The sequence below is a fragment of the Escherichia sp. E1V33 genome (assembly GCF_004211955.1).
In the GTDB taxonomy this organism is placed as follows: domain Bacteria; phylum Pseudomonadota; class Gammaproteobacteria; order Enterobacterales; family Enterobacteriaceae; genus Escherichia.
Genome location: NZ_RHJI01000019.1, coordinates 61,112 through 87,779, shown reverse-complemented (window position 1 = coordinate 87,779; position 26,668 = coordinate 61,112). Strand labels below are relative to the sequence as shown.

Below are 26,668 nucleotides of genomic sequence, written 5' to 3'. Positions count from 1 at the left end.
TTGTGTTGTCCTTATTGTTTTATTTAGACATCTAAACGTCTTGATTGCCAAATACTAGCATCGTGTTATAGTGCCTTCAACACGCAACTTCGTCAGGTACAATAAAAATGACAAATAACCCTCTGATTCCACAAAGCAAACTTCCACAACTTGGCACCACTATTTTCACCCAGATGAGCGCGCTGGCGCAGCAACACCAGGCGATTAACCTGTCGCAAGGCTTTCCTGATTTTGATGGTCCGCGCTATTTACAGGAGCGGCTGGCGTACCACGTTGCCCAGGGGGCAAACCAATACGCGCCCATGACCGGCGTGCAGGCCTTGCGCGAGGCGATTGCTCTGAAAACGGAACGTTTGTATGGCTATCAACCAGATGCCGATAGCGATATCACCGTAACGGCAGGGGCGACGGAAGCGTTATACGCGGCGATTACCGCACTGGTGCGCAATGGCGATGAAGTGATTTGTTTTGATCCCAGCTATGACAGTTACGCCCCCGCCATCGCGCTTTCTGGGGGAATAGTGAAGCGTATGGCACTGCAACCACCGCATTTTCGCGTTGACTGGCAGGAATTTGCCGCATTGTTAAGCGAGCGCACCCGACTGGTGATCCTCAACACACCACATAACCCCAGCGCTACTGTCTGGCAGCAGGCTGATTTCGCCGCTTTGTGGCAGGCGATTGCCGGGCACGAGATTTTTGTCATTAGCGATGAAGTCTACGAGCACATCAACTTTTCACAGCAGGGCCATGCCAGCGTGCTGGCACATCCGCAGCTGCGTGAGCGGGCGGTGGCGGTGTCATCGTTTGGCAAGACCTATCATATGACCGGCTGGAAAGTGGGTTATTGCGTTGCGCCAGCGCCCATCAGTGCCGAAATTCGCAAAGTACATCAGTATCTGACCTTTTCGGTGAATACCCCGGCGCAGCTGGCGCTTGCGGATATGCTACGTGCAGAACCTGAGCATTATCTTGCGTTACCGGACTTTTATCGCCAGAAGCGCGATATTCTGGTGAACGCCTTAAATGCAAGCCGACTGGAGATTTTACCGTGCGAAGGCACATACTTTTTACTGGTGGATTACAGCGCGGTATCTACGCTGGATGATGTTGAGTTTTGCCAGTGGCTGACGCGGGAGCACGGCGTGGCGGCGATTCCGCTGTCGGTGTTTTGTGCCGATCCCTTCCCACATAAACTGATTCGTCTCTGTTTTGCCAAGAAGGAATCGACGTTGCTGGCAGCAGCTGAACGCCTGCGCCAGCTGTAGTTATTTGACAGTCCAGGCGCGGGAATATTGACGGTCGGCAAACAACTCTTGCAGGCCGTTAATTTGCTTCAGGCGCAACACTTCATCGCTGTCCATTCCCAACTCTTTGCCGATTTTATTATCGTCCCACCCCAACAGGCTGAGTTCACGGACGATTTCCGACATTGCAGTGATTTGATGGCGACCACGAGCGCGGTTGTGACGAATAGTCGCGGCAATCCGTTGATTACGCGTACCTTCCAGACAGGTCACCGGTAAATAACCTTTTAAGCGCAATTTTAACGATGATAAGCCTTTACCTATTTCATGGCGGTGAAAACCATCAACAATTTCCAGGGCATTTTTATCCGTATGCGTGACCACAATAGGCTGCGTAAAGCCATCCATTTCAATAGATTTTTGCAGCAGTTTCTTCTCTGGCGGTGCCACATTATTGGGATTGTAATCATTTGGCACGATCTGGCTATTTTTCACCCACAGAACGCAATCCACTGGCTCTTCACGAAAGGGGCTAACCTGATGGATCGCCATGCGGATTTCATTAATCGCTTTGATGCGATCGTCTTCTGGCAAGCTGGCGAGAAATTGGGTTAAATCCTGCGTTAATCGTTGTTGCATAGTATCCCCCATTCCTGACGTTTTCCTTTTATCCGTTCGTTATAACGCTGATAGTTCTTCGCTTTCGTAGGGCTAAATGATAATGCCCGGCACCAGTAATCGTTATTGAGTAAAACTTTGCATATCCGCCGCCAGGAGGGGATATCTTTCGCGCCAATGTCCCCTTGCTGGGATTGTGGAACCTCGATGCCTTTTTTCTGATACCAGTGCAAATAAATGGCGATTTTATTACGGTAATGCTCCGCAGTTTTCTCCGGCATGCTATTGAGCAGCAATAATGCATATTCTTGCCAGTCTAAATGTTCTGGCTTGAGGATTTTCCGATGCCCATAGAAATGATTGTCATGTCCGGCGTAAATGCCGCCACTTTTTACCCCGCTGACTCGTGCGCACATAGCAGCCCAGCGATCCGGTTCGATAACGTGATAGAGCCATAATCCTTGTCGTTGCTCCGGGCCAAATGGTTCGCAAATTCGCATGTGACGCAGAGGGACGCCTGCCTGATACATTAGGTTATACAGTGGGTTACAGAGACTTTGATGATTTGCATACCAGGTCCAGATATCGGCCACTTTCCAGTCGTAGATGGGGTAAATGTACCAGCTGTGACCGCCCGGTGCGGCTGTGGTCCAGGGTTTATCATCGGCAAAACGCTGCTTATTTGAACTGGCAATAGCAACGAAACGGTTATAGGACTCGTCAGCTCGGATGCCAATCATCATCGCCGCCGGACGTTTTTGCGAAAACCATTCGGCAAATTCACGCACGAAATGTTCAAAAGTCATGCCTGGCTGGTAAAACGGAAAATAAGTGGGATCGGTTATCGCATCTTCCGGGGGCTGGCGTACCCATTCAACATCAGGTTCCCAGCATTGCCATTCGGGTTGATACTGAGAAAGAGAGTTTTGCGTTGTAAGAGGTAGCGCTACCCAATAAAACTCTTCAATGACATCTGCATACTGCTCCCGTAGTGACTGAATATAGTGAATAGTTAAAGAAAACTGTGCTTCCCAGTCGATAAACAGAACGTATATTTTTTTGCCCATTTTTCTGGCCAGATTCGCGGTTAGATGGAGCATTAAGCCTGAATCTTTACCGCCAGAAAAAGAGACGCATACGCGGGGCAGGGTGTTGAGTGTCCAGGTAATACGGCCTTGAGCAGCTTCCAAAATATTAAGAGGAAGCGGGATTTTATAAATGGACATCTAAAGATGCTCTCTGAACCTGACAGGTAGATAATGCGATAGTTTTTTAATTATAAAGTAAATGAATTCAAATAATATATATTATTTTATGCATTCACATTGTGAATTTTTCATTGAAAAGCATTTTGCTGGCGGATAGATGTTTATTATAAATTGTCATTCAACCGATCAATGAATCGTGAGAAGGCAAGATTATTTAATGAAGATTTATTATAGGACATATAAAGCGTGTTTGATGGCAACGCATGTTCAAGTTTTATTTGTTTTAGTTGAAGTGTTTTATGATAACTGCGGTATAATTCGTAAGGCACAATGCCAATTAAATCGGTAACTGCAATTGTATTAATAATGGTAAATAGAGAGGAGCTACGAAAAGATATTTTACGGTTTGCCATGAGTGCCTCTATTTCCATCTGGAAATCTTCTAATCCAGGGATTTTAGATATCAGAAAGGTAAATTCTTCATCAAGAATTTGTGCATGGGTACTCCGTTCATTTATTCTCGGGTGAGAACTGCTACAAATGAGGGTATTACGAATTGACTGAAAAGGGACACAGCTCACAGAACGGCTGATAACCGGTGTCAACGTCACCACGAGATCCGCTTTGCGGTAAGCCAGTAAATCTTCGGCGCTTTCTGCAGCCATCATAATGTCATGATGTTCAATGTCGATAACCGCATCCTGGCGCAGGCTATTGATTAAAAGACTGCTGTTTGTTGCCGAGATGAACTGTGGACCATAGATTATAAATTTTTTCTTTAATTCAGATTTATTGACGATATTTATTGTTTGTTCCAGGTTTCTAAGGTTTTTCTCAAGATGATGATGAAGATTTAACCCAGTAGTCGTTGGCGTAATACCTTTTCCGGCACGAATAAACAAAGGATCATTGAATTGCGTACGTAAGCGCTGTAGGGACTGACTAACTGCAGAGGGCGTTATGTATAGCGATTCTGCGGCCTTACTAATGCTGAGATGTTGGTAAATGCACTCGAAAATTACCAGTAAATTCAAATCAAATTTTTTTAAGTCGTAAAGATTGGCCATGATGCACTCCATTTATATCATTGCACTCATCATAATATTCATTAAATCTATAATATGAATTCATGTATTTATATTTATTATGTTTTTTTACTTAACTCATGATTAAGTTTTTCTAAAATAGCATAGTCGATTTATTGTTTGTGATCAATTATTGCGGTTTTCAGGATAACTGAAAAACTGTATGTATTTCAGTTATCCATGATTTGATGTTATTTATTTCCCATGATGATATTTAAGGTCTTTTGATCCGGTAATCCGACCGCCTGTTGCAATGTATTCTCTGGGCTCATGTAATAGATAGCAGGCGTGACGTTTGCGCCAAGTTCATCCATCAGTTTTTCATTGGCGCTTAAGATTTTCATCTGCTCTGCACCAACAGTGGCAGGAATGTTTAGGTTTAGCTTCTTGTCTGATGCTTCATACTCTTGCCATGCTTTAGCCGGATCTTTAGCCGCGAGGATTGCCGCAGCAGTAGCCGGGCTTTCCGGTTTGATTACGCCAACCAGTAGTGTGCGAAGCTGAACTTTGCCAGTCTCAACCCACGGGCGCGTCTGCTGCCAGAACTGTTTACAATACGGACAAAATGGATCGGCAAAGACATAGACCACAACAGGCGCATCTTTTTTGCCGTCGAGGAGCCAGTGGGATTGCTCCATCCGTTGCCACATTTCACGACCGGCAGGCGCATAAATCTCTTTTTCGATAAGCGTATTACTGAGGTTTTCACCTTTTTCGTTGTACATATAACCGGAGATAGCGTGTTTGCCGTCTGGCGTCAGGTAGATAGTAACCCCCATATCCTGATACTTTCCGAGATAACCTTTCATTCCGCCGGGGGCATCAAAAGATTTGAGGATAGTAATACCCTGTTTTTCAATGGCTTTTACTGGGGCAGGCAGTTCCTCTGCGAAGGCGACTGCAGGAAGCAGAGTCAGTAAAAGTATCTTTTTTAACATTAATTTGTCCTTTTCAGTCAGTGCAAAATTTGAGTAAAAGGCATAACCTATCACTGTCATAGGTAAGAGCTTAGAACAGGTGATTGCCCTTTGTTTATGAGGGTGTTGTAATCCCTCTCGTTGTTGCGGAAGTCATCGCAACACCGCAGCCTGCTGAACAGGCGCTGAAGATACCAAAGGGTAGTTCAGGTTACGCGGCCACCTGGAAAGGGAGCCCATTTTACTTTTTATCGCCGCTGGCGGTGCAAAGTTCACAAAGTTGTCTTACGAAAGTTGTAAGGTAAAACTTATCGATTTGATAATGGAAACGCATTAGCCGAATCGGCAAAAATTGGTTACCTTACATCTCATCGAAAACACGGAGGAAGTATAGATGTCCTTGATTAACACCAAAATTAAACCTTTTAAAAACCAGGCATTCAAAAACGGCGAATTCATCGAAGTAACCGAGAAAGACACTGAAGGCCGCTGGAGCGTCTTCTTCTTCTACCCGGCTGACTTTACTTTCGTATGCCCGACCGAACTGGGTGACGTTGCTGACCACTACGAAGAACTGCAGAAACTGGGCGTAGACGTATACGCAGTATCTACCGATACTCACTTCACCCACAAAGCATGGCACAGCAGCTCTGAAACCATCGCTAAAATCAAATATGCGATGATCGGCGACCCGACTGGCGCCCTGACCCGTAACTTCGACAACATGCGTGAAGACGAAGGTCTGGCTGACCGTGCTACCTTCGTAGTTGACCCGCAGGGTATCATCCAGGCAATCGAAGTTACCGCTGAAGGCATTGGCCGTGACGCGTCTGACCTGCTGCGTAAAATCAAAGCTGCTCAGTATGTAGCTTCTCACCCAGGTGAAGTTTGCCCGGCTAAATGGAAAGAAGGTGAAGCAACTCTGGCTCCATCCCTGGACCTGGTTGGTAAAATCTAAATTTCCTTCGTCTTTCGCGCTACCAACTCCGGCGCGAAATACTTCGGAAATTCACCTAATTAATCGGGTGCTGCGGCACCCGATTTTCTTCCCCGCACCATGATGCAAGCTGCATCCAGGTAGCCGATGAGGCCGCTTGCATGATGATGTTTAAAGCCCAGGAGATAAACATGCTCGACACAAATATGAAAACTCAACTCAAGGCTTACCTTGAGAAATTGACCAAGCCTGTTGAGTTAATTGCCACGCTGGATGACAGCGCTAAATCGGCAGAAATCAAGGAACTGTTGGCTGAAATCGCAGAACTGTCAGACAAAGTCACCTTTAAAGAAGATAACAGCTTGCCGGTGCGTAAGCCGTCTTTCCTGATCACCAACCCAGGTTACAACCAGGGGCCACGTTTTGCAGGCTCCCCGCTGGGCCACGAGTTCACCTCGCTGGTACTGGCGTTGCTGTGGACCGGTGGTCATCCGTCGAAAGAAGCGCAGTCTCTGCTGGAGCAGATTCGCCATATTGACGGTGATTTTGAATTCGAAACCTATTACTCGCTCTCTTGCCACAACTGCCCGGACGTGGTGCAGGCGCTGAACCTGATGAGCGTACTGAACCCGCGCATCAAGCACACTGCAATTGACGGCGGCACCTTCCAGAACGAGATCACCGATCGCAACGTGATGGGTGTTCCGGCAGTGTTCGTAAATGGGAAAGAGTTTGGTCAGGGCCGTATGACGTTGACTGAAATCGTCGCCAAAATTGATACTGGCGCGGAAAAACGTGCGGCAGAAGAGCTGAACAAGCGTGATGCTTATGACGTATTAATCGTCGGTTCCGGTCCGGCAGGGGCTGCGGCAGCAATTTACTCCGCACGTAAAGGCATCCGTACTGGTCTGATGGGTGAACGTTTCGGCGGTCAGATCCTCGATACTGTTGATATCGAAAACTACATCTCTGTACCGAAAACCGAAGGTCAGAAACTGGCAGGCGCGCTGAAGGTTCACGTTGATGAATACGATGTTGATGTGATCGACAGCCAGAGCGCGAGCAAACTGATTCCGGCAGCAGTTGAAGGCGGCTTGCATCAGATTGAAACGGCTTCCGGCGCGGTACTGAAAGCACGCAGCATTATCGTGGCGACCGGTGCAAAATGGCGCAACATGAACGTTCCGGGCGAAGATCAGTATCGCACCAAAGGCGTGACCTACTGCCCGCACTGCGACGGCCCGCTGTTTAAAGGCAAACGCGTAGCGGTCATCGGCGGCGGTAACTCCGGTGTCGAAGCGGCAATCGACCTGGCGGGTATCGTTGAGCATGTAACCCTGCTGGAATTTGCGCCAGAAATGAAAGCTGACCAGGTTCTGCAGGATAAACTGCGCAGCCTGAAAAACGTTGACATCATTCTGAACGCGCAAACCACCGAAGTGAAAGGCGACGGCAGCAAAGTCGTAGGTCTGGAGTACCGTGATCGCGTGAGTGGTGATATTCACAACATCGAATTGGCTGGTATTTTCGTCCAGATTGGTCTGCTGCCGAACACCAACTGGCTGGAAGGCGCAGTAGAACGTAATCGCATGGGTGAGATTATCATCGATGCGAAATGCGAAACCAACGTCAAAGGCGTATTCGCAGCAGGTGACTGTACGACGGTTCCGTACAAACAGATCATCATCGCTACTGGCGAAGGTGCTAAAGCCTCTCTGAGTGCTTTTGACTACCTGATTCGCACCAAAACTGCATAAGAAGAAGTAAGATTCACCTGCAATTGCTTAGCCGCCGGGGTCAAACCTGGCGGCTTTTTTTTACAAAAAAACGCCCTGCCGGGATTACTCAGGGCAGGGCGTCATAAATGCGTTAATTTGTTAACGAACGACTAATACCGGCAGATTGGCGTGGCGAATCACGTTGGAAGCGTTGGAACCTAACAGATGGGTTGAAATCGATGGATTTCGCGAACCGATAACCACAACGTCCGCATCCAGTTCTTTAGCTAACTCGTTCACTTCATCTCGCACATTACCAAAGCGGACATGGGGTTTGATACGGGATGGATCAATATTGAAATGGCCGACCATAGTCTGTAAGCGCTCTTCGGCTTCATGTTGCAAATGTTCTTCGAAACGACGCACATCAGCAGCAAAACGGTGCAGACTAAGGCTTGCGGCGCCCGGTAATACATGGAGTAAATGAATTACGCCATCATCCTGGGCGAGAAATTCAGCGTGACGAACAGCTTTGTCGCTCAATTCCATTTCAAATACGTCTACTGGCATAATGATTGTTTTGTACATAAGCATTCCCTCCTTGCTATTGCATGAATATATAACATCACATTATTGATTATGATTCTATGATTTGCGAAGTTGATTTGATCTGGAATAGTAATTGATATGGAAAATGAATTAAGTCAGCCACTACCAGCGTTGTTCAAGATATAGCACTGCCACAACAAGAATTGCTGCAATGAATATATAAAACGCAGTAATGCCAAGAGCTTCGCTCATAGGGGGATCCGCTGGTGAATAACTTGTTCAGATTAGAATGCAGCGATGAAGAGCAAAATGATAAATCTGGTTGATATTTGAGCGGAAAGAGGATGCAGAAGCATCCTCTGGGCAAAGCGAATAACGCTTGTGCAGATGAGATTAAAGCAGGTAGTCGCCAGCAGCTTCTGGCTGGTATTCGAGTTCCAGCACTTCAAGGTGAGTTGCACTACCGCCTGGTAGTTCCCAGTGGATGGTATCGCCAACGCGCAGTCCCAACAGTGCGGCACCAACTGGAGCCATAACTGAAAGTTGAGTATTGCTGTCGGTCATTTTTGCAGGATAAACCAGTGTACGCACACGGACTTCGCCATCGCTAAGATTGCGGAATTTAACTCGGCTGTTCATCGTCACCACATCGTGTGGCATCTCTTCTGGCGAACACATTTGGGCGCGATCCAACTCTGCGTTCAACGCGTCGGCGATTGGCAAACCGGCATAGGCAGGTTGCTCCAGCAGAATATCGATGCGTTCGGCATCCAGGTCGTTAATGATGATTGTTGGTCTGGACATTTTTACTCCATGTCGTCGGTACTGCGAGTGTCGCAGATAAACATACCCAAAAGAAAACCCTCACCGTCAGGCGGCGAGGGTTTAACTCATATGATGATACTGACTGTTGCTCACTCTTTGAAGTGATTTACATCACATTCAGGGAATTCCTCAATGCAGCGCATTATGTATAAATCTTAATCGTCATGGTTTATGGAAGACGAAGTGCCGCATTTTGTAGAGCAGATGATTAATAACCTGCTTTATCAATCACAAAGGCTTTACCACAGTTGCCTGGGTGAGGTTGTGGCAAGAATGAGCTTGCCGAGAGCGGCGCATTGATGGCATCAGCTTTGATTGAAATCTGGATTTCAGTCAAATACGCCGGATTACCCTGGCACGTTAACTTGACCGCTTTGACGTTCTCTTTCCCCCAGCTTTTGGCAAAGGCGTGGTCAAAGTCACTGCGGCTCACGGTTTTACCATAGTTATCAGCGAGGAATTTTCCGGCTTCGCTCTCTTTGATCTCTTGATTCAGACGTACCATCGTCCCGAAGTAAGCGTCTGGATCAAAACCAAAGCAGGCGCCGTGTTTCGCGTATTCATAACGTTCCAGACAGGAACGTCCGCCAGCTCCTGGCATGACTTCACTTAGTTTAGCTGCCGTTTCCAGCGATAACCCGGTTTCCGGCGATGAACACATCCGGCTGGCACGCGCTTCTGGTAGATTCGGGATTGGGCGAGTGGCGCAGCCGAAGCGCATCCAGCGGCGTTCATCAACGCCACGTGCTGCGACTGATTTTGGCAATCCCGGCCACAGACCATGTACGGTCAGAAAATCAGTTTTGTTGGTCGTTTCGGTTTGCAGACGGCATTCATCCCGTTCGTTACGATTTCGATCGTGCTGACTCTGGCAAAACCCGGTTTGCCAGGAAAGAGCTAAAACGTAACGATCAAAATCGCCATACTGTTTTGCCTGCAATGCAGCGGCGTTAGCAGAAGAGAAGGGAAGCAGAGAAACCGCGAGCAACGCGGCGTTACGCCAGAATGCTTTCATAATGGGTGTGGAACTCATACATACACTGAATACTATCTATTAAATCATAAAAAGCCCGCCAGGTGGGCTTACCTGGCGGGCGTGATGATTTATTCAGCGTTTGGCGAACGTATTAGTTCCACATGGCGAGAATCGGCCAGCCGACCAGAAGCAGCATGGCAATATAAATCACCCCGAAGATAGCGCCAAGACGCCAGTAATCTTTTGATTTCACATAGCCGCAGCCGTAAATAATCACACCAGGGCCAGTAGCATATGGGGTCAGACAACCCATGATACCGATAGACAGCACCAGCAGGATACACAGTTGTTCCATTGGTACGCCGGGAATACCTTTACCGACCGCCAGAATGACCGGCAGCATGGTTGCAGTGTGCGCAGACAGGCTGGCAAACAAGTAGTGCGCAAAGTAGAACACCAGAACCAGTACAATTACCGTTGCGTTTGGTGAGAATCCTTCAAGGTGCGTACTCATGGTGCTGGCGAACCAGTCAATAAACCCGGAACGGGTCAGGCCATTAGCCATCACAACCAGTGTTGCCAGGTTGACCAGCGTGTTCCATGCGCTGTTATAACGGGTAATGTCTTTCCACGGTACAACGTGCAGCGCCAGCATCAGCGAAACTGCCAGCAGGCCAACCGCCGTGGCGTCAATCATTTCGCCGCCGAATACCCATAAACCTAAGCTCAGCAGCACCAGGCCAATCAGCGTCCATTCTTTACGGCTCAGTGCACCCATGGTTTTCAGTTCGTCACCGGCCCATGCTGCCACTTCCGCACTGTGCGTTACTTCAGGTTTATACAGAACATAAGAAAGCCATGGAGCAACGATCAGCAAAATAATGCCGACGGGCAGGAAGCTTAAGAACCATTGTAGCCAGCTAATCTGAATGCCCGCAATTTTGCTAACAAACTCCAGACCCAGCACGTTCGGCGCCGCACCGGTGACAAACATGGAAGAACTCAGGCTGGTACTGATGACCATCATCCACATTAGATAACCGCCAATGCGTCGGGAAGACGGATCGTTGGGGAATGATTTAAACAGCGGCGGCAGGTTTTTAATGACCGGAAAAACTGTACCCCCGGTACGTGCGGTGTTGGATGGTGTAAACGGTGCCAGCAGTATGTCGATAATGACAATTGCATAACCCAACGTCAGGGTACGTTTACCCATGAATTTCACCAGGAAAAGGGCAATACGGCGGCCCAGCCCGGTGACTTCATAGCCCAGCGCAAAAATAAATGCGCCAAAAACCAGCCAGACAGTAGTACTTGAGAAGCCTGCCAGACCCCATTTCAGCGCCTGTTTTTCGGCGTTAAATGCAGGGTCTGCCAGTTCTTTGGCATCAAATAATAGATAATGACTGCCAATTACGCAGATGGTTACAGCAATAAAACTGATCGCCGTTGCCGGGATGGGCTCGAGGATCATGCCGACAATCATTGCCACAAACACTGCGAAGTAATGCCATGCCTGCGGCGGCATGCCGTCGGGGACAGGGATAAGAAACATGACGCCCATAACCACCAGTGGGGCCAATAGTTTCCATATATTATCTTTTGCTAAAGACATACGGGTTCTCCGAAAATTAATATTTCCAAATTTGTTAATCAGGTACTTTTTAAATCTGTGCTAAAAACCAGGTAAGGATCAGCAGGTCGGCGCTGCCGCCTGGACTGAGGTTTCGTTCGATACACTCCCTGTCGAACTGCCGGAGATAATCGAGATCGGCGGGGGTTCGAATGCCCCCTTTTTGCAATAATGTTTGCGCCTCGCGTTGTAGCCAGCGCAGGCCCCCCTCGCCACCGCGCGACGCAACGTTGGTATCGCCGTTGATCGCCATCAGTAGGAGCAAGGTATCGAGCAATGCCAGTTCAGGATCTAACCCCTGATCCAGCAGAGTGAGGTAATGCGGCAGAGCGTGGTTGATCACCAGTGGATAACCCGCTTCGGCTTCACCGCGCGCGCCGGTAAGGCCAAGTTGCTGGTACAACCGTTGACCTGCGGTCAGTTGTTGGTTATTGGTACGCAGTTCGCGATCGGTCAGACCACGGCAGAAACTTGCCGCCGTCGAACAAACGGTTGTGGGCGTTACCGGCTGGTTGAGCTGAAGTAAACGGCCAATCGCCGCGCACAGTAGCCCTAAAGAAAAAATACTGCCTTTATGGGTGTTTACGCCCGCAGTGGCGCGGAACATATCACCTTCGCAAGCCATACCAATTGGGCGTAATCCGTGGAGTACCGCTTCCGGTGCCATTTCTGCACTACAGGCACCAAATTCAATGAAACGGGGTAACCAGCCCTGAATCGCCAGCGCGCTGCGGTGGAAATCTTCCAGCGCCATATCTTTGTGCGCACCGCAGTTAATGCGATCCACGAGGCCTGGTTTCGGTGACAGATTGACTTCAGTCAGCATGGCGCGCCAGCCCAGCAGGGCGTATTCATTGATTAATGACGCAGCAAGCTTTGTGGTTTTAGTTGACGTTGCAGGCATCGACATCGTTCAGCAGCGCCTCCATGCGGTTGAGTAAATCGGTCAGTTGGTGGGTTTTCCCGCGCGCGCAGACGGCTGCGCTTTGCTCGCACAGCAGGCAGCGGCGAGGCGGCAGCGAATAATCGCGGCGGGAGAGAATTTCGCCTTCGGGCGTCAGGACATCGATATCCCATAAACGCCCGAGAGGATGGCTATGTTCAAGTTCAATGGTGGCGAGCTTGAGATCGCGAGCTGGAGCGGCAATGCTCAACATACCCTCCGGCCCGCTGGCGGAAACCAATGCATCCTGCTCCTGAATTTGCCAGCCCTGTTTTGTGGCTAAAGCTCGCAGGGCAGTTACGCCATGATTAAAAATTCGGCGTGTGACCTCGCTGTCTTTAATCGGACCAGGCGCAACCACAGTAAAGGAAACCAGTGGAACATGATGGCGCTTGAGCCAGGCGTGTTGCCGCGCTTGCCTTTCATCCCGGCTGACGAGCAGCTCGGGAATTGAAACCGCATGGAGGCTGGCGAGTTCAGGAAGCAGGTGCATGGCTTATTCCTTCACCTGATGCACAACATCGATCACCGAGCCATCGCGGTAACGCACAACGGCAACGACGCGGTCGGTGAATTCAATCGGCTGTGGTTCACCGGTCAGCAGACGCGCACGTTCGCGCAGCCACTCAATGGAAACCACTTTAATGCCCGCTTCCTGCAGACGTTCTGCCAGTTCCGGACGTGCTGGGTTAACTGCGATACCGTGGTCTGTGACCAGAATATCGACACTGGAGCCTGGGGTGATGCAGGTCAGCACGTTATCCACCAGAGTCGGGATACGACCGCGCACCAGTGGCGCAACAATGATGGAAAGCGCAGAGGCAATTGCGGTATCGCAGTGACCGCCGGAAGCGCCACGCAGCACGCCATCAGAACCAGTCAGCACGTTGACGTTGAACTGCGTGTCAATTTCCAGCGCGCTCAGAACCACCACGTCGAGACGATCAACCGATGCGCCTTTCGAACCCCAGTTAGCGTACTGGTTGGCGCTGATTTCGATGTGATTCGGGTTACGGGCCAGTGATTGCGCAGCGTGGCTGTCAAAGCTCTGAACATCCAGCAGTTTGCGGATCAGCCCTTTTTCATGCAGATCAACCATCGTGGCGGTAATGCCGCCGAGGGCGAAGTCAGCGCGAATATCGCGACTGCGCATTTTGTCTTCCAGGAAACGGGTTACCGCAAGCGAAGCGCCGCCGGTGCCGGTCTGCATGGAGAAACCTTCTTTGAAGTAGCCAGAGTTGACAATCACATCCGCAGCGCTACGGGCAATAAGCAGTTCGCGCGGGTTAGTGGTCATACGGGTCGCGCCAGCGCCGATTTTTGCAGCATCGCCAACGCGGTCAACTTTGACGATCAGATCAACCTGATCCTGTTCAATGCTCGCCGGATTATGCGGATAAGGCAGCAGTTCTTCGGTGAGCATTACGACCTGTTTTGCGTTGTCGGCATCAACCATTGCATAGCCGAGGGAGCCGCAGCAGGCTTTACCGGTGTAGCCGTTGGCATTACCGAATTCATCGCAGGACGGGACGCCGAGGAAAGCCACGTCGATATTCAGTTCGCCGCTCTGTACCAGATGCACACGTCCGCCGTGAGAGTGGATTTGCACCGGTTCCGCCAGCAGACCACGGGAGATTTCTTCCGCCAGTGGACCGCGCAGGCCGGAGGTATAAATGCGGGTAACCACGCCCTGGCGAATGTGTTCTACCAGTGGCGCATGGCAATCACTCAGGGAGCTGGACGCCAGGGTCAGATTTTTAAAGCCCATCTTCGCGATGACGTCCATCACCATATTGACGGTCAGGTCACCGCCACGGAAAGCGTGATGGAAGGAAACCGTCATGCCGTCCTGTAAACCAGAGCGACGAATCGCTTCTTCCAGGTTGGCGCACAGTTTGCGATCGCGCGCTTTTTCAGCCTGGTAGGTTTGTTTCGGCGAGTTCTGGAAAGCGGCAAGATCGCATTCAGCGCGACGATTCCAGGCCGCTACCCGTTCTTGTCGTTGAGATTGTTCAATTTTCTGCGTCATTTTGATTGCCTTATTCTTCGCGGATGCCGGAAAGTTCTGCACGAGAGAGCACCAGACGGGCGCGATCGATAACCGGACCGTCCACCATCTTGCCGTTCAGGGAAACGACGCCGAGGCCTTCGCGAGCGGCAGCTTCAGCGGCTTCTACAACGCGGCGTGCGTGATCCACTTCTTTCTGGGTCGGTGCGTAGAGGTTGTGCAGCAGATCAATCTGACGCGGGTTGATCAGCGATTTGCCGTCAAAGCCCAGCTGTTTGATGTGGGCGGCTTCTTGCAGGAATCCGGCTTCGTTGTTGGCGTCGGAATAGACGGTATCGAACGCCTGAATACCCGCAGAGCGCGCGGCCTGCAAAATGGAGCAGCGAGCGAACAGCAGTTCAGTTCCTTCCGGAGAGCGTTCTGTACGCAGGTTGCGCACGTAGTCTTCTGCGCCAAGGGCGATACCGATCAAACGCTCGGAAGCGTGAGCGATTTCCACTGCGCGGGTAATGCCCAGCGGAGATTCAATCGCCGCCAGCAGGCCGGTGCTGCCGGGTTCACGACCGCAGGCTTTTTCAATACGCAGGATCTCTTTTTCGATATCCAGAACGTCCTGAGCGGTATCGGTTTTCGGCAGACGCACAACGTCTGCGCCGCCGCGAACAACGGCTTCCAGGTCGTTCACGCCCCATTCAGAATCCAGTGCATTAACACGTACGATGGTTTCAATATCTCGATACAGCGGATGTTGCAGCGCGTGGTAGACCATGCGACGTGCGGTGTCTTTTTCACGCAGCGCCACTGAGTCTTCGAGGTCAAACATCAGGGCATCAGCCGGGTAGATGAAGGAGTTGCTGACCATCGCGGCATTGGCACCAGGCACAAACAGCATGCTGCGGCGGGTGCGTGTTTTTCGTTGTTGCAGCGAAGCGGAAATCATTGGCAATCCTCCCATGGCAGTGCCGGGATACCGCTGGCGCGCGCCAGCAAGGCTTCCAGTCGTGCACGTAAAATGCAGTCCAGTGCGCCTTTGTCATCGACATTCAGCTGTACGCCGCGCACGTTGTAGCGGGCGAGAACGTCCAGAATGGTGGTACGAATTGCATCGCCAAACTGTTTCTCAACGCTGCTATTGATCTGCAGGTCGATATTCTGCGTATCGAGTGGGGCGATGCGTATCATCACATCCCCAGACTCAAGGGTGCCTGCAACGGCGGGCTGGTTTATTTTCATTTTTCACCTGTTTCTTATGCGGGGGTCTTTTGACGAACTGCCGCGTCCTGGCGGGCGTGTTCAAGCAGATTCTGCAAGTAATGCAGCGTGGTTGCCGGGACCAGTGGCGCGATAGCCGTGAGATCGTTTTTCGCCAGCAGTTGACGTACCCGGGAAGCGGATATCGGCATCTCCTGGTAACGCAGCCGCTCAATTTCAACCAGTTCTATGGGCGGTGCGGAGATAGTCGGTGTTTCCAGCCAGTAGCGCATATCCTGGTTGTACTGGGCGGTCACGCGACAAATGGGTTCAGTACCGACAAAGCGGTGAGTTACACCCAGCGCGGGAGCGAGGTACTGACGGAAAATCTTCAGATCAATTTCGGTGTAACAATGGTTAATGACGCTCTGTTCTTTAATGAAGTAGCAAGGGAACGTAGCGCGGGAGATGATGTATTCGGAGCCGCGATGCACAGTCAGGCGTGGAATATCGGCGCTGCCTTTTAACACCAGATCCAGCCGGTCTTCATAGGGGAAGCGTGAAGAATCTTCTTTGACTAAAAACAGATGCAACCAGTCGCACTGTGCCGCAGCTTGTTGAATCAGATAACGGTGGCCGTTAGTAAAGGGATTGGCGTTCATGACGATACAGCCAATCTTCTTCCCTTCATGACGGAATTTCTTCAGCGATTCGGCATAGCGTTTCAGACGTGTGGCGCTGTTTTCCATCAGTACCATCACGCCTGGTACGCTGGTTAACGTATAGAAACCGCACTGACGGAACAGCGCCTCGTATTCGGTTTTGGTATAAATAAACAGATGCGTGCTATGCCGTTCATAGGCGAGGTTTATCAGTTCGGTGGCTAATGTCAGCGCCAGTCCTTCACCGCGAACCGATTCACTGATCGCGACGCACTTAATGATATTTCCGGCAATTCCGCCGCAGGCAATAAGGCGGTCGTTACGGGTTACGGTAATAAATACTTCGACCGTGGTGTCAACACTCAAATCATTTTCATGCAGAAAGTGGGTAATTTCCGCCATCTTTTTATTTTCTGAACGTTTTACCCGGGTGAAAATATCATTGCCGAACATAATAAATAGTATCCTGAAGGTGCATGTTGTTATCGGTTTGCAACAAATGTTGTTTGGTGTAGCAAGTTGATAACTTTTTATTTTCAGTTGAGAGAAAGGGTTGTGAGTGAGGTATTTCTGTTTCTCCTTTCGCCATACATCCTAAGGAGTATTGCATCGTGAAATTTTGATTTATTTCACATAGCGTTAGTGGTTTTTTATTTATTTAATGGTTTTAAGTTTTTTAATTAATGTAATTACGAATTGACCCGTAGGTTTAATTGATTTAATTGATTTAATGAATGAAATTTGTCACGATCATATTTGATATTTATAAATCGAGATTCAACATTTTAATTACATCCGCCAAAAAACAGGGCTTACCCCGCAAGGAAAACAATGTTGCAGCTTAATGAGAATAAACAGTTTGCTTTTTTCCAACGACTGGCGTTCCCGCTGCGTATTTTTTTGCTGATTTTGGTGTTCTCGATATTTGTCATCGCTGCGCTGGCGCAATATTTTACGGCCAGTTTTGAGGACTATTTAACGCTTCATGTTCGTGACATGGCAATGAATCAGGCGAAAATTATTGCCTCCAATGACAGTATCATCACCGCAGTGAAAACGCGTGACTACAAACGACTGGCTACTATCGCCAACAAATTGCAAAGAGATACCGACTTCGATTATGTGGTAATTGGTGACCGGGATTCGATCCGCCTTTACCATCCGAATCCGGAAAAAATTGGCTACCCCATGCAGTTTACTAAACCGGGAGCGCTGGAAAGAGGAGAGAGTTACTTCATCACCGGCAAAGGGTCGATAGGTATGGCAATGCGCGCCAAAACGCCGATCTTTGATGACGATGGCATAGTCATCGGCGTGGTGTCGGTGGGGTACCTGGTGAGTAAAATCGATAGCTGGCGAGCTGAGTTTTTATTACCGATGGTGGGCGTTTTTGTCGTGCTGTTAGGCATTCTGATGCTGCTGTCGTGGTTCTTAGCTGCGCATATTCGCCGCCAGATGATGGGAATGGAACCAAAGCAGATTGCGCGCGTGGTTCGCCAGCAAGAGGCGCTTTTTAGTTCCGTTTATGAAGGGCTGATTGCGGTGGACCCGTATGGGCATATTACTGCCATCAACCGCAACGCAAGAAAAATGTTAGGGCTGAGTTCCCCCGGACGGCAGTGGCTGGGCAGACCTATTGCAGAGGTTGTCAGACCGGCTGATTTCTTTACCGAACAAATTGATGAAAAACGTCAGGATGTAGTGGCAAATTTTAATGGTTTGAGCGTGATTGCTAACCGTGAAGCTATTCGTTCTGGTGATGATTTGCTAGGTGCAATTATTAGTTTTCGTAGTAAAGACGAAATATCTACCCTTAATGCGCAACTGACGCAAATTAAACAATATGTCGAAAGCCTGCGCACACTACGTCATGAACATCTCAATTGGATGTCTACGCTCAATGGTCTGTTGCAGATGAAAGAGTATGATCGTGTGCTGGCGATGGTTCAGGGTGAGTCACAGGCTCAGCAGCAACTTATTGATAGTCTGCGTGAAGCATTTGCCGATCGCCAGGTGGCGGGGCTTCTTTTTGGTAAAGTACAGCGTGCCCGGGAACTTGGGCTAAAAATGACGATTGTTCCCGGCAGCCAACTTTCACAACTGCCGCAAGGGCTCGACAGCACTGAATTTGCGGCGATTGTGGGCAACTTACTCGATAATGCCTTCGAAGCCAGTTTGCATAGTGATGAAGGGAATAAGATAGTCGAGTTATACCTGAGCGATGAAGGCGACGACGTAATAATCGAAGTGACCGATCAGGGCTGCGGCATTCCAGAGTCTCTTCGCGACAAAATATTTGAGCAGGGCGTCAGTACGCGTGCTGATGAACCCGGTGAGCATGGCATTGGGTTGTATCTTATTGCCAGCTATGTAACGCGCTGCGGTGGAGTTATCACTCTCGAAGAGAATGATCCCTGCGGTACTTTATTTTCAATCTATATTCCGAAAGTGAAACCTGATGACAGCTCCATTAACCCTATTGATCGTTGAGGACGAAACACCGTTGGCAGAAATGCATGCGGAATATATTCGTCATATTCCCGGTTTCAGTCAGATATTGCTGGCGGGAAACCTGGCGCAGGCCCGAATGATGATCGAGCGTTTTAAGCCGGGGCTTATCTTGCTGGATAACTATCTCCCTGATGGTAGGGGCATTAATTTGTTGCATGAGTTGGTGCAGACGCATTACCCCGGCGACGTGGTGTTTACCACTGCCGCCAGCGATATGGAAACGGTATCTGAGGCTGTGCGCTGCGGTGTGTTTGATTATTTGATCAAACCAATCGCTTATGAGCGTCTGGGGCAGACATTAACTCGTTATCGCCAGCGTAAACACATGCTGGAAAGTATTGATAGCGCCAGTCAGAAGCAAATTGATGAGATGTTCAACGCTTACGCTCGTGGTGAACCAAAGGATGAACTGCCAACTGGCATTGACGCGTTGACGCTAAACGCAGTGAGAAAACTATTCAAAGAGCCTGGTGTGCAACATACGGCTGAGACAGTGGCGCAGGCTTTGACCATAAGCCGCACCACCGCGAGACGTTATCTTGAATATTGCGCCAGCCGTCATCTGATCATCGCCGAGATTGTTCACGGCAAAGTTGGCCGGCCGCAGCGCATTTACCACAGTGGATGAAGAGAGTGCCGGAGGACGCGCTCCTCCGGCCGGGGAAATTACTTACCAGTAACCGCGGCGGTAGTACCGGGTACCATCAACTCTGTTGCCACAATGACAATCACCAGCCCAACGAGCACCGGTACCGAGGTGCGTTTAACCACTTCAAATGGTGATATTTTAGCCATCCCGGCAACGGCAACTACCACACCAGAGACTGGCGAAAGCGTGCGCCCCAGGTTTGACGCCTGTAGCATCGGGATTGTCAGGTATGCCGGGTTAATGCCGGAAGAGTGCGCCAGTTTCGGGATCATCTCAACAAAGGCATAGAAAGGCGCATTGCCGGAACCCGTGGTGACTGCTGCCAGCATTGTCAGGATAACCAATACCAGCATCAGGATAATGCTCGCCGAACCGAACGAGGTGGCGATTGAGATCAGGCTCTGGATAAAGCCGATAGTGCTAAGTCCCTGAGCGAAAACTCCAGCGGCAACTAATAACATGACTACGTTAGCGAAGGCATCAGCCATGCCGCGATAAGCCACCTCGAGGCCCGAAAAGACTTTTTGCGTATTAAAGCCGCGAAGAAATTCCAGAACAGAGGCAATCAGCATACAGATCACCAGAATGGTGATGATGTGCAATTGCGGACCCCATTTGCCGTCAAAAAATAGCACGCCAATGATCGGTGTAAACGGCAGAATGGCGTAAAACGCGGGCGCGGTGGTTGTGATTTCGCTGACATCTAACATTTCATGAGAGATGTGCTCTTTCTTATCCAGATAACGCTGCCAGAAAAAGTGGGCAATCGCCATGCAGATAATGGCGGCAATTGAGATAGGTAGTGTTGTTTTGAAGGCGAAGTCAATCAGCGGCATTTCAGAAGCCTGCGCCGCCAGCACCACATCTCCAGATGTTGGTGCGAGAATAATTGCTGCAGGTGAGGCGCAAATGGCAGCTGCCGCGCCGCGACTGATACCAACGTTCACCATCACCGGGAACAACGTTGCCATCAGTAAAACGCCAAGACCGGTTGCGGAAGAGACTGCCAGCGACATCAGACAGGCAACGAAGTAGGCGGCAATCATCAGCAGGTAAGGGGAGTTAATGTACTGCAGCGGTTTTGATGCCAGCTTGACAACCATATCGTTCGCGCCGATGTGGGTCATGTAAGCGGCAAAGCCACACAGCATCATAATCATCATACCGAGATCGCCGCCACGGCTCATCAGTAATGTTTTAATGTATTCAACGATATCTGTGGCGCTGTAACCAGTAGAAGTCTGGCTGGAGGGTAAAACTTTGTGTCCCATTATCGCGCTGATGATCAGCAGTAGCAGACCGCCAACAAATAGCACCCCGGTGGCGGAATACCCTTTAATGATGTAGCGAGCTACACCCACAATAACGACAACCCCAATAAGGAGTTCAATAAATGTCTGCATATTCTTTCCAGTCTCCAGAATCTACAATAAATAATAAAAAAGTCCTAAAATAAGAAAAAAATATGCCGAATAAATTGACATCAGATGCTGATTGAAATCAAGAAAGCCTGTCATTAAGGCATTGATGTTGCTGTTTTTATACCTGGATAACAAAATTTATTTTAGGGGGAGTAATTACAATATAATGATGTTTATGAATTGATGAATAATTGATGCAAGTTTGTTAATTATTTTGTGGTATTTTGTCCGCCAAAAAAATAATCTTGTATGCGTATCATATGGCAATGCTAACAATTATTTTATTGATGGTGTCGTTGTATCTGATTGAAAAATAAATGGATGATAAGTTTTTTTTGGGGCTTTGCATGGATATGCATTTTATTTGAATGAGCTATTCTTTAGCAGAAAAATACCACTTAATTCTCCGGAATAATCCGATGGTTTTATTAGTAATTTTCATGAAATAAATTTTTCAGGAACTCGGAATATTCTTTATTTTGGTCTTGTTAAGGTTGTATTTATTTTTCTTTGGCTATGCTGGCAATATATTTTTGATAATTTTCTGTGGTCGCTAATGGGCGCTAGTAAATGTATTACCGTATTTTCCTTTGCTTTTATTCAGTTAATCAGCGTTGAAGAAGTTTCTGCTAGTGCAGAGCAATGGGTTGCGACATTTAGAGAGAATGTTGCAGAAACCTGGCAGCGACCAGAACATTATGATCTGTATATTCCCGCCATTACCTGGCATGCGCGTTTCGCTTATGACAAAGAAAAAACCGATCGCTATAACGAAAGACCGTGGGGTGGTGGTTTTGGTCAGTCACGTTGGGATGAGAAAGGCAACTGGCACGGTTTGTACGTGATGGCGTTTAAGGATTCATGGAATAAATGGGAGCCCATTGCCGGATATGGTTGGGAAAGTACCTGGCGACCGCTGGCCGATGAAAACTTTCATGTTGGTCTGGGGTTCACCGCTGGATTGACCGCGCGTGATAACTGGAACTACATACCTGTTCCGCTGTTACTGCCATTGGCTTCTGTGGGCTATGGCCCTGCGACTTTTCAGATGACTTACATCCCTGGCACCTACAACAATGGCAATGTTTACTTTGCCTGGATGCGGTTTCAGTTTTAGACAAGTCACAATTTAATAAAATCCTTAAAAATCAGTGCGTAATGGAATTAACATCAAAAATAACGCGACTTTTATCACTTTTTAGTAAAGTTGCACTGGACAAAGCGTACCACAATTGGTGTACTGGTAACCGACACAGCATTTGTGTCTATTTTTCATGTAAAGGTAATTTTGATGTCTAAGATTAAAGGTAACGTTAAGTGGTTTAATGAGTCCAAAGGATTCGGTTTCATTACTCCGGAAGACGGCAGCAAAGATGTGTTCGTACACTTCTCTGCAATCCAGACTAATGGTTTTAAAACTCTTGCTGAAGGTCAGCGCGTAGAGTTCGAAATCACTAACGGTGCCAAAGGCCCTTCTGCTGCAAACGTAATCGCTCTGTAAGATACGTCAGCAAGAATTCAAAACCCGCTTATTCAGCGGGTTTTTTTTGGTCTTCAGTGTGCGGTTGATGCTGAAAATAGCCAAAAAGCTAGTGCGGTCATAGCAAAGGAACCTAACAGGTTAACGAAGACGTTCAGTAGCGCCCAGCCAAAACGCCCTTCCTGCAATAAGAAAACCACTTCTGCCGAAAATGTTGAGAAGGTCGTTAGCCCGCCACAAAAACCAGTGGTGATTAATACTTTCCACACCGGATCGATATTAGTCATACGGCTAAACCAGGCAAACCCCATTCCTATGATAAATGCCCCAATCAGGTTTGCTGCCAGTGTCCCGAGTGGAATGGCCTGATGCAGCGGGTTAAACCGCATACTTAGCATCCATCTCGCCACGCTTCCCGTACCACCACCAATAAAAACTGCTAAAAGGAGTTGTAACACAGCTAAATCCTGCTATTTGATTTGTATGAGTGATAAGTTTAACGCCGAATAATCGTCGTTGGCGAATTTTACAACTCTGACAGGAGGGGGCAATGCTTGTTGCCGCAGGACAATTTGCTGTTACATCAATATGGGAAAAGAACGCTGAGATTTGTGCCTCGTTGATGGCACAGGCGGCGGAAAACGACGTATCGCTGTTTGTCCTGCCGGAAGCGCTTCTGGCGCGTGACGATCTTGACCCGAATTTGTCAGTTAAATCGGCACAGTTGCTGGAAGGCGGATTCCTCGAACGTTTACTGCGGGAAAGTAAACGTAACATGATGACGACGATTCTGACGATTCACGTACCCTCAACGCCTGGGCGCGCCTGGAATATGCTGGTGGCGCTACAGGCGGGGAAAATTGTCGCCCATTATGCCAAATTGCATCTCTATGATGCGTTTGCCATTCAGGAATCGCGCCATGTGGATGCTGGTGATGATATAGCCCCTTTACTGGAGGTTGAGGGCATGAATGTGGGGCTGATGACCTGCTATGACTTACGCTTTCCTGAGTTGGCATTGGCCCTGGCATTACAAGGCGCGGAAATCCTGATCCTGCCAGCGGCCTGGGTTCGCGGGCCACTCAAAGAACACCACTGGTCAACATTGCTCGCCGCTCGTGCTCTGGATACCACCTGTTATATGGTGGCAGCGGGGGAGTGTGGCAACAAAAACATTGGGCAAAGTCGAATTATCGATCCTTTTGGCGTTACTATTGCTGCGGCAGCGGAAATGCCCGCGTTAATCATGGCGGAAGTGACGCCTGAACGTGTGCGTCAGGTGCGCGCGCAGTTGCCTGTTTTAAACAACCGCCGGTTTGTGCCGCCGCAATTATTATGATGTTTTTTTACTCGGCGCTTGATTCACCTTGTTACAGATTGCTATTGTGTGCGCGCGTCGAATGACCGTTAATATTCTCTGGTTTTTAAGGCGCGTACTGTTGCCAGTTTTATGTCAAGAAGGTATCTATGGGTGAGATTAGTATTACCAAACTGCTGGTAGTTGCGGCGCTGGTCGTTCTGCTGTTTGGGACTAAGAAGTTACGTACGCTGGGCGGCGACCTGGGCGCGGCCATTAAAGGGTTCAAGAAAGCGATGAATGACGACGACGCTGCGGCTAAAAAAGGCGCAGACGTTGATATTCAGGCTGAAAAGCTCTCTCATAAAGAGTGACGTGGCGAGCAGGACGCTCTCTCAATATCTTGTTCGATAAAAAAACCCGCTTCAGATAGCGGGTTTTTTATCAGACAGATGTAAGTAATTATTACACGATTACTTAACTTCCATCCCTTTCGCCTGCAAGTCGGCGTGATACGAAGAGCGGACAAACGGACCGCACGCAGCATGGGTAAAGCCCATCGCCAGCGCTTCGGCCTTCATTTCATCAAACTCATCCGGGCTAACGTAGCGTTGCACCGGCAGGTGATGGCGGCTTGGCTGCAGATATTGCCCCAGCGTCAACATGGTTACACCATGACGACGCAGATCGCGCATGACTTCAATAATCTCTTCATTGGTTTCACCCAGTCCCACCATCAAACCGGATTTGGTCGGGATCTCCGGATGCGCTTCTTTAAAGCGTTCTAATAGCTTTAGAGACCAGTTGTAATCTGCGCCCGGGCGTACCTGACGGTAAATACGCGGTACGTTTTCCAGGTTGTGGTTGAACACGTCTGGCGGTGTGGCGGTCAGAATATCCAGTGCGCGATCCATACGACCACGGAAATCCGGCACCAGAGTTTCAATTTTGATTTCCGGGCTTTTTTCCCGGATGGCAGTAATGCAATCCGCAAAGTGCTGGGCTCCGCCATCTCGCAGGTCATCGCGGTCAACGGAGGTGATAACCACATAACGCAGCGCCATATCAGCAATGGTCTGCGCCAGTTTTACCGGCTCGTTAGCATCCGGGGCGACCGGGCGACCGTGGGCAACGTCACAGAACGGACAACGGCGGGTACAAATGGCGCCGAGGATCATAAATGTTGCTGTGCCGTGGTTGAAGCACTCTGCCAGGTTAGGGCAGGAGGCTTCCTCACAGACAGAATGCAGGCCATTTTTGCGCATTGCGGCTTTGATGCCCTGGATACGTGTAGAGTCCGCGGGAAGCTTGATTTTCATCCATTCCGGCTTGCGCAGCAGGGCTTCGCGCTCTGTTGCCACGTTTTTAACCGGGATAAGGGCCATCTTATCGGCATCGCGGTATTTAACACCGCGTTCCATCACAATGGGTTTACTCATAGCGTGCGTGTTCCAGTTGCGAATTACGAAGGAAAGCGTTTCAATTCAATGGATTGTTGTAATTATCAACTATTTTTGAATTAACGACTGGCAGTATATCATTGAAACGGCCCAGAAAGCAGCCAAAGCGGTCGCGAAAATGTAAAATTGTTGTTGGTTTGTGCCATTTTATCGTTCTGCGCTGTGAACTCTATGTAACGATAGTTTTTCAAAACACATTTCGTTCGCCGCGAAGCACTGGAGCACGCTGAGTGCAATGACCCAATATGGTTTGGGTCATTTATGAGAGGGAATTAAGCAGGGATATATTCTACGGCAGGATTTTTGAGTAGCGCTAAAATATTTGCCAGCAAGCGCGGTGCAATATTATCGGTGGTCGCATCAGGTTTCCATTGCGATATTTTTGCCATTTCCATCCCGGCATAACCACAAGGGTTGATACGTAAAAATGGCGAAAGATCCATATTGACGTTTAATGCCAGACCGTGGAATGAACAACCGCGGCGAATACGTAAGCCAAGTGAACAAATTTTCTTTTCCCCAACGTAGACACCTGGAGCATCAGCCCGAGGGTGCGCTTCAATATCCAGTTCGGCCAGGGTATTCACTACCGTTTGTTCGAGCAAGGTCACCAGTTCACGCACGCCCAGCTTCCTACGCTTGAGGTTAAGCAACACATACATTACCTGTTGCCCCGGCCCATGATAAGTTACCTGGCCGCCGCGATCGCTCTGGATCACCGGAATATCGCCCGGCATTAAAATATGTTCCGCTTTACCTGCTTGCCCCTGGGTGAATACAGGATGGTGTTCAACGAGCCAGATTTCATCAAGGGTATTTTCATCACGGGTATCGGTGAATTCATGCATAGCCTGAGAAATAGGCTCGTATGGCTGAAGGCCGAGCTGGCGGACAAGAATTTTATCCTGATACAAAACGGCATCTCCGTGGAGAATGAGTAAAAGTGGGGAAAATTATATCACAGCGAGGGGAGGGGAGTTACCCGACCAGAGGCCGGGTAACGGAGAAGCGAATTACAGAACCATACGGACAATATCGATTTTGCCCAGTTCTTCGTACAGAGTTTCAACCTGCTCGATATGAGTGGCGTTGATAGTGATAGATACCGAGTGGTAGTTGCCTTTGCTGCTTGGTTTTACCGTTGGGGTGTAGTCACCTGGCGCATGGCGCTGTACCACTTCAACCACCTGATCAACCAGCTCAGGTAACGCCTGCCCCATTACTTTGTAGGTAAAAGGAGTAGGGAATTCAAGCAGTTCGTTAAGTTTGGTTTTCATGTCAGCTCCGGCGTAACGTAATTAAATAGCAACTCCCGCCAGAGGGCGGGAGTTTT

General features: G+C 49.1%; 28 protein-coding genes. 9 read left to right on the top strand and 19 right to left on the bottom strand.

Features of this window, described 5'->3' with window-relative positions; translation table 11 throughout:
* Positions 1 to 107 precede the first annotated feature (107 nt).
* Positions 108 to 1,268 carry a methionine-oxo-acid transaminase gene (gene ybdL, locus D9742_RS17130; protein ID WP_130237673.1) on the top strand — a complete coding sequence of 387 codons (1,161 nt, stop codon included), beginning with the start codon at positions 108 to 110 and terminating at the stop codon, positions 1,266 to 1,268.
* Here ybdL and D9742_RS17125 read toward each other — a convergent pair whose 3' ends face one another.
* The 4 genes from D9742_RS17125 to dsbG all read right to left on the bottom strand — a co-directional run bounded on the left by D9742_RS17125 (position 1,269) and on the right by dsbG (position 5,096).
* Positions 1,269 to 1,898, bottom strand: a complete 630-nt coding sequence (locus tag D9742_RS17125) for a ParB/RepB/Spo0J family partition protein (RefSeq protein ID WP_130237672.1) — start codon at positions 1,896 to 1,898, stop codon at positions 1,269 to 1,271. It lies immediately after the preceding gene.
* Positions 1,871 to 3,091, bottom strand: coding sequence for a phosphoadenosine phosphosulfate reductase (locus D9742_RS17120; protein ID WP_130237671.1), 1,221 nt, complete (start codon positions 3,089 to 3,091; stop codon positions 1,871 to 1,873). Before D9742_RS17120 ends, D9742_RS17125 begins: the two co-directional genes overlap by 28 nt.
* 146 nt (positions 3,092 to 3,237) lie before the next feature.
* Entirely contained in the window at positions 3,238 to 4,140 is a 903-nt protein-coding gene (locus D9742_RS17115; protein ID WP_130237670.1) for a LysR family transcriptional regulator, read from the bottom strand.
* A 209-nt stretch (positions 4,141 to 4,349) separates the two neighbouring features.
* The gene (gene dsbG, locus D9742_RS17110; RefSeq protein WP_130237669.1) at positions 4,350 to 5,096 is read right to left on the bottom strand and encodes a thiol:disulfide interchange protein DsbG; all 747 of its coding nucleotides are present in this window, start codon (positions 5,094 to 5,096) and stop codon (positions 4,350 to 4,352) included.
* A 373-nt stretch (positions 5,097 to 5,469) separates the two neighbouring features.
* Between dsbG and ahpC the strand changes: the two genes are divergently transcribed.
* Both ahpC and ahpF read left to right on the top strand, forming a co-directional pair.
* The gene (ahpC, locus tag D9742_RS17105; RefSeq protein WP_130222584.1) at positions 5,470 to 6,033 is read left to right on the top strand and encodes an alkyl hydroperoxide reductase subunit C; all 564 of its coding nucleotides are present in this window, start codon (positions 5,470 to 5,472) and stop codon (positions 6,031 to 6,033) included.
* 170 nt (positions 6,034 to 6,203) lie between these two features.
* Positions 6,204 to 7,769, top strand: a complete 1,566-nt coding sequence (ahpF, locus tag D9742_RS17100; RefSeq protein WP_110924490.1) for an alkyl hydroperoxide reductase subunit F — start codon at positions 6,204 to 6,206, stop codon at positions 7,767 to 7,769.
* 120 nt (positions 7,770 to 7,889) lie between these two features.
* Here ahpF and uspG read toward each other — a convergent pair whose 3' ends face one another.
* From uspG to citC, 10 genes are all read right to left on the bottom strand, one after another.
* The gene (gene uspG / locus D9742_RS17095; RefSeq protein WP_130206453.1) at positions 7,890 to 8,318 is read right to left on the bottom strand and encodes a universal stress protein UspG; all 429 of its coding nucleotides are present in this window, start codon (positions 8,316 to 8,318) and stop codon (positions 7,890 to 7,892) included.
* A gap of 354 nt (positions 8,319 to 8,672) precedes the next feature.
* Positions 8,673 to 9,083 carry a nucleoside diphosphate kinase regulator gene (gene rnk, locus D9742_RS17090; protein ID WP_064528985.1) on the bottom strand — a complete coding sequence of 137 codons (411 nt, stop codon included), beginning with the start codon at positions 9,081 to 9,083 and terminating at the stop codon, positions 8,673 to 8,675.
* 229 nt (positions 9,084 to 9,312) lie between these two features.
* A complete protein-coding gene (gene rna, locus D9742_RS17085) occupies positions 9,313 to 10,119 on the bottom strand; it encodes a ribonuclease I (RefSeq protein ID WP_130237781.1) in 807 nt (268 codons plus the stop codon).
* Between the two features lie 112 nt (positions 10,120 to 10,231).
* Positions 10,232 to 11,695 (bottom strand): citrate/succinate antiporter CitT, encoded by a 1,464-nt coding sequence (gene citT / locus D9742_RS17080; RefSeq protein ID WP_130237668.1) that lies wholly within the window; start codon positions 11,693 to 11,695, stop codon positions 10,232 to 10,234.
* 49 nt (positions 11,696 to 11,744) lie between these two features.
* Positions 11,745 to 12,623 carry a triphosphoribosyl-dephospho-CoA synthase CitG gene (gene citG, locus D9742_RS17075; RefSeq protein ID WP_130237667.1) on the bottom strand — a complete coding sequence of 293 codons (879 nt, stop codon included), beginning with the start codon at positions 12,621 to 12,623 and terminating at the stop codon, positions 11,745 to 11,747.
* On the bottom strand, positions 12,598 to 13,149 hold the full coding sequence (citX, locus tag D9742_RS17070) for a citrate lyase holo-[acyl-carrier protein] synthase (RefSeq protein WP_130237666.1): 552 nt from the start codon (positions 13,147 to 13,149) through the stop codon (positions 12,598 to 12,600). The genes citG and citX overlap by 26 nt, the downstream gene beginning before the upstream one ends.
* Before the next feature lie 3 nt (positions 13,150 to 13,152).
* Entirely contained in the window at positions 13,153 to 14,685 is a 1,533-nt protein-coding gene (citF, locus tag D9742_RS17065) for a citrate lyase subunit alpha (protein ID WP_000192245.1), read from the bottom strand.
* Positions 14,686 to 14,695: 10 nt separating this feature from the next.
* Positions 14,696 to 15,604 (bottom strand): citrate (pro-3S)-lyase subunit beta, encoded by a 909-nt coding sequence (gene citE, locus D9742_RS17060; RefSeq protein WP_000622357.1) that lies wholly within the window; start codon positions 15,602 to 15,604, stop codon positions 14,696 to 14,698.
* A complete protein-coding gene (gene citD, locus D9742_RS17055; protein WP_130237665.1) occupies positions 15,601 to 15,897 on the bottom strand; it encodes a citrate lyase acyl carrier protein in 297 nt (98 codons plus the stop codon). Before citD ends, citE begins: the two co-directional genes overlap by 4 nt.
* A gap of 14 nt (positions 15,898 to 15,911) precedes the next feature.
* Entirely contained in the window at positions 15,912 to 16,970 is a 1,059-nt protein-coding gene (gene citC / locus D9742_RS17050) for a [citrate (pro-3S)-lyase] ligase (protein WP_130237664.1), read from the bottom strand.
* A 378-nt stretch (positions 16,971 to 17,348) separates the two neighbouring features.
* Here citC and dpiB point away from each other — a divergent pair, with 378 nt between their 5' ends.
* Both dpiB and dpiA read left to right on the top strand, forming a co-directional pair.
* Entirely contained in the window at positions 17,349 to 19,007 is a 1,659-nt protein-coding gene (gene dpiB, locus D9742_RS17045) for a sensor histidine kinase DpiB (protein WP_130237663.1), read from the top strand.
* Positions 18,976 to 19,656, top strand: a complete 681-nt coding sequence (gene dpiA / locus D9742_RS17040) for a two-component response regulator DpiA (RefSeq protein ID WP_064528978.1) — start codon at positions 18,976 to 18,978, stop codon at positions 19,654 to 19,656. The genes dpiB and dpiA overlap by 32 nt, the downstream gene beginning before the upstream one ends.
* 38 nt (positions 19,657 to 19,694) lie before the next feature.
* On the opposite strand, the gene dcuC is transcribed toward dpiA, so the two are convergent.
* On the bottom strand, positions 19,695 to 21,080 hold the full coding sequence (dcuC, locus tag D9742_RS17035; RefSeq protein WP_130237662.1) for an anaerobic C4-dicarboxylate transporter DcuC: 1,386 nt from the start codon (positions 21,078 to 21,080) through the stop codon (positions 19,695 to 19,697).
* 574 nt (positions 21,081 to 21,654) lie between these two features.
* Here dcuC and pagP point away from each other — a divergent pair.
* On the top strand, positions 21,655 to 22,215 hold the full coding sequence (pagP, locus tag D9742_RS17030) for a lipid IV(A) palmitoyltransferase PagP (protein ID WP_130237661.1): 561 nt from the start codon (positions 21,655 to 21,657) through the stop codon (positions 22,213 to 22,215).
* A 174-nt stretch (positions 22,216 to 22,389) separates the two neighbouring features.
* Positions 22,390 to 22,599, top strand: a complete 210-nt coding sequence (gene cspE, locus D9742_RS17025; RefSeq protein ID WP_000034825.1) for a transcription antiterminator/RNA stability regulator CspE — start codon at positions 22,390 to 22,392, stop codon at positions 22,597 to 22,599.
* Positions 22,600 to 22,652: 53 nt separating this feature from the next.
* Here the strand turns inward: cspE and crcB are convergent, their stop codons facing one another.
* Entirely contained in the window at positions 22,653 to 23,036 is a 384-nt protein-coding gene (gene crcB / locus D9742_RS17020) for a fluoride efflux transporter CrcB (RefSeq protein ID WP_130206475.1), read from the bottom strand.
* Between the two features lie 92 nt (positions 23,037 to 23,128).
* Here crcB and D9742_RS17015 point away from each other — a divergent pair, with 92 nt between their 5' ends.
* Positions 23,129 to 23,917: a deaminated glutathione amidase gene (locus D9742_RS17015; protein WP_130237660.1), complete on the top strand. Its 789-nt coding sequence runs from the start codon at positions 23,129 to 23,131 to the stop codon at positions 23,915 to 23,917.
* Positions 23,918 to 24,045: 128 nt separating this feature from the next.
* A complete protein-coding gene (gene tatE, locus D9742_RS17010; protein WP_064528973.1) occupies positions 24,046 to 24,249 on the top strand; it encodes a twin-arginine translocase subunit TatE in 204 nt (67 codons plus the stop codon).
* Between the two features lie 99 nt (positions 24,250 to 24,348).
* Here tatE and lipA read toward each other — a convergent pair whose 3' ends face one another.
* The 3 genes from lipA to ybeD all read right to left on the bottom strand — a co-directional run bounded on the left by lipA (position 24,349) and on the right by ybeD (position 26,612).
* On the bottom strand, positions 24,349 to 25,314 hold the full coding sequence (gene lipA, locus D9742_RS17005; RefSeq protein WP_000042625.1) for a lipoyl synthase: 966 nt from the start codon (positions 25,312 to 25,314) through the stop codon (positions 24,349 to 24,351).
* A gap of 293 nt (positions 25,315 to 25,607) precedes the next feature.
* Entirely contained in the window at positions 25,608 to 26,249 is a 642-nt protein-coding gene (lipB, locus tag D9742_RS17000; RefSeq protein ID WP_130237659.1) for a lipoyl(octanoyl) transferase LipB, read from the bottom strand.
* Between the two features lie 99 nt (positions 26,250 to 26,348).
* The gene (gene ybeD, locus D9742_RS16995; RefSeq protein WP_000850550.1) at positions 26,349 to 26,612 is read right to left on the bottom strand and encodes a DUF493 family protein YbeD; all 264 of its coding nucleotides are present in this window, start codon (positions 26,610 to 26,612) and stop codon (positions 26,349 to 26,351) included.
* Between the last annotated feature and the right edge of the window lie 56 nt (positions 26,613 to 26,668).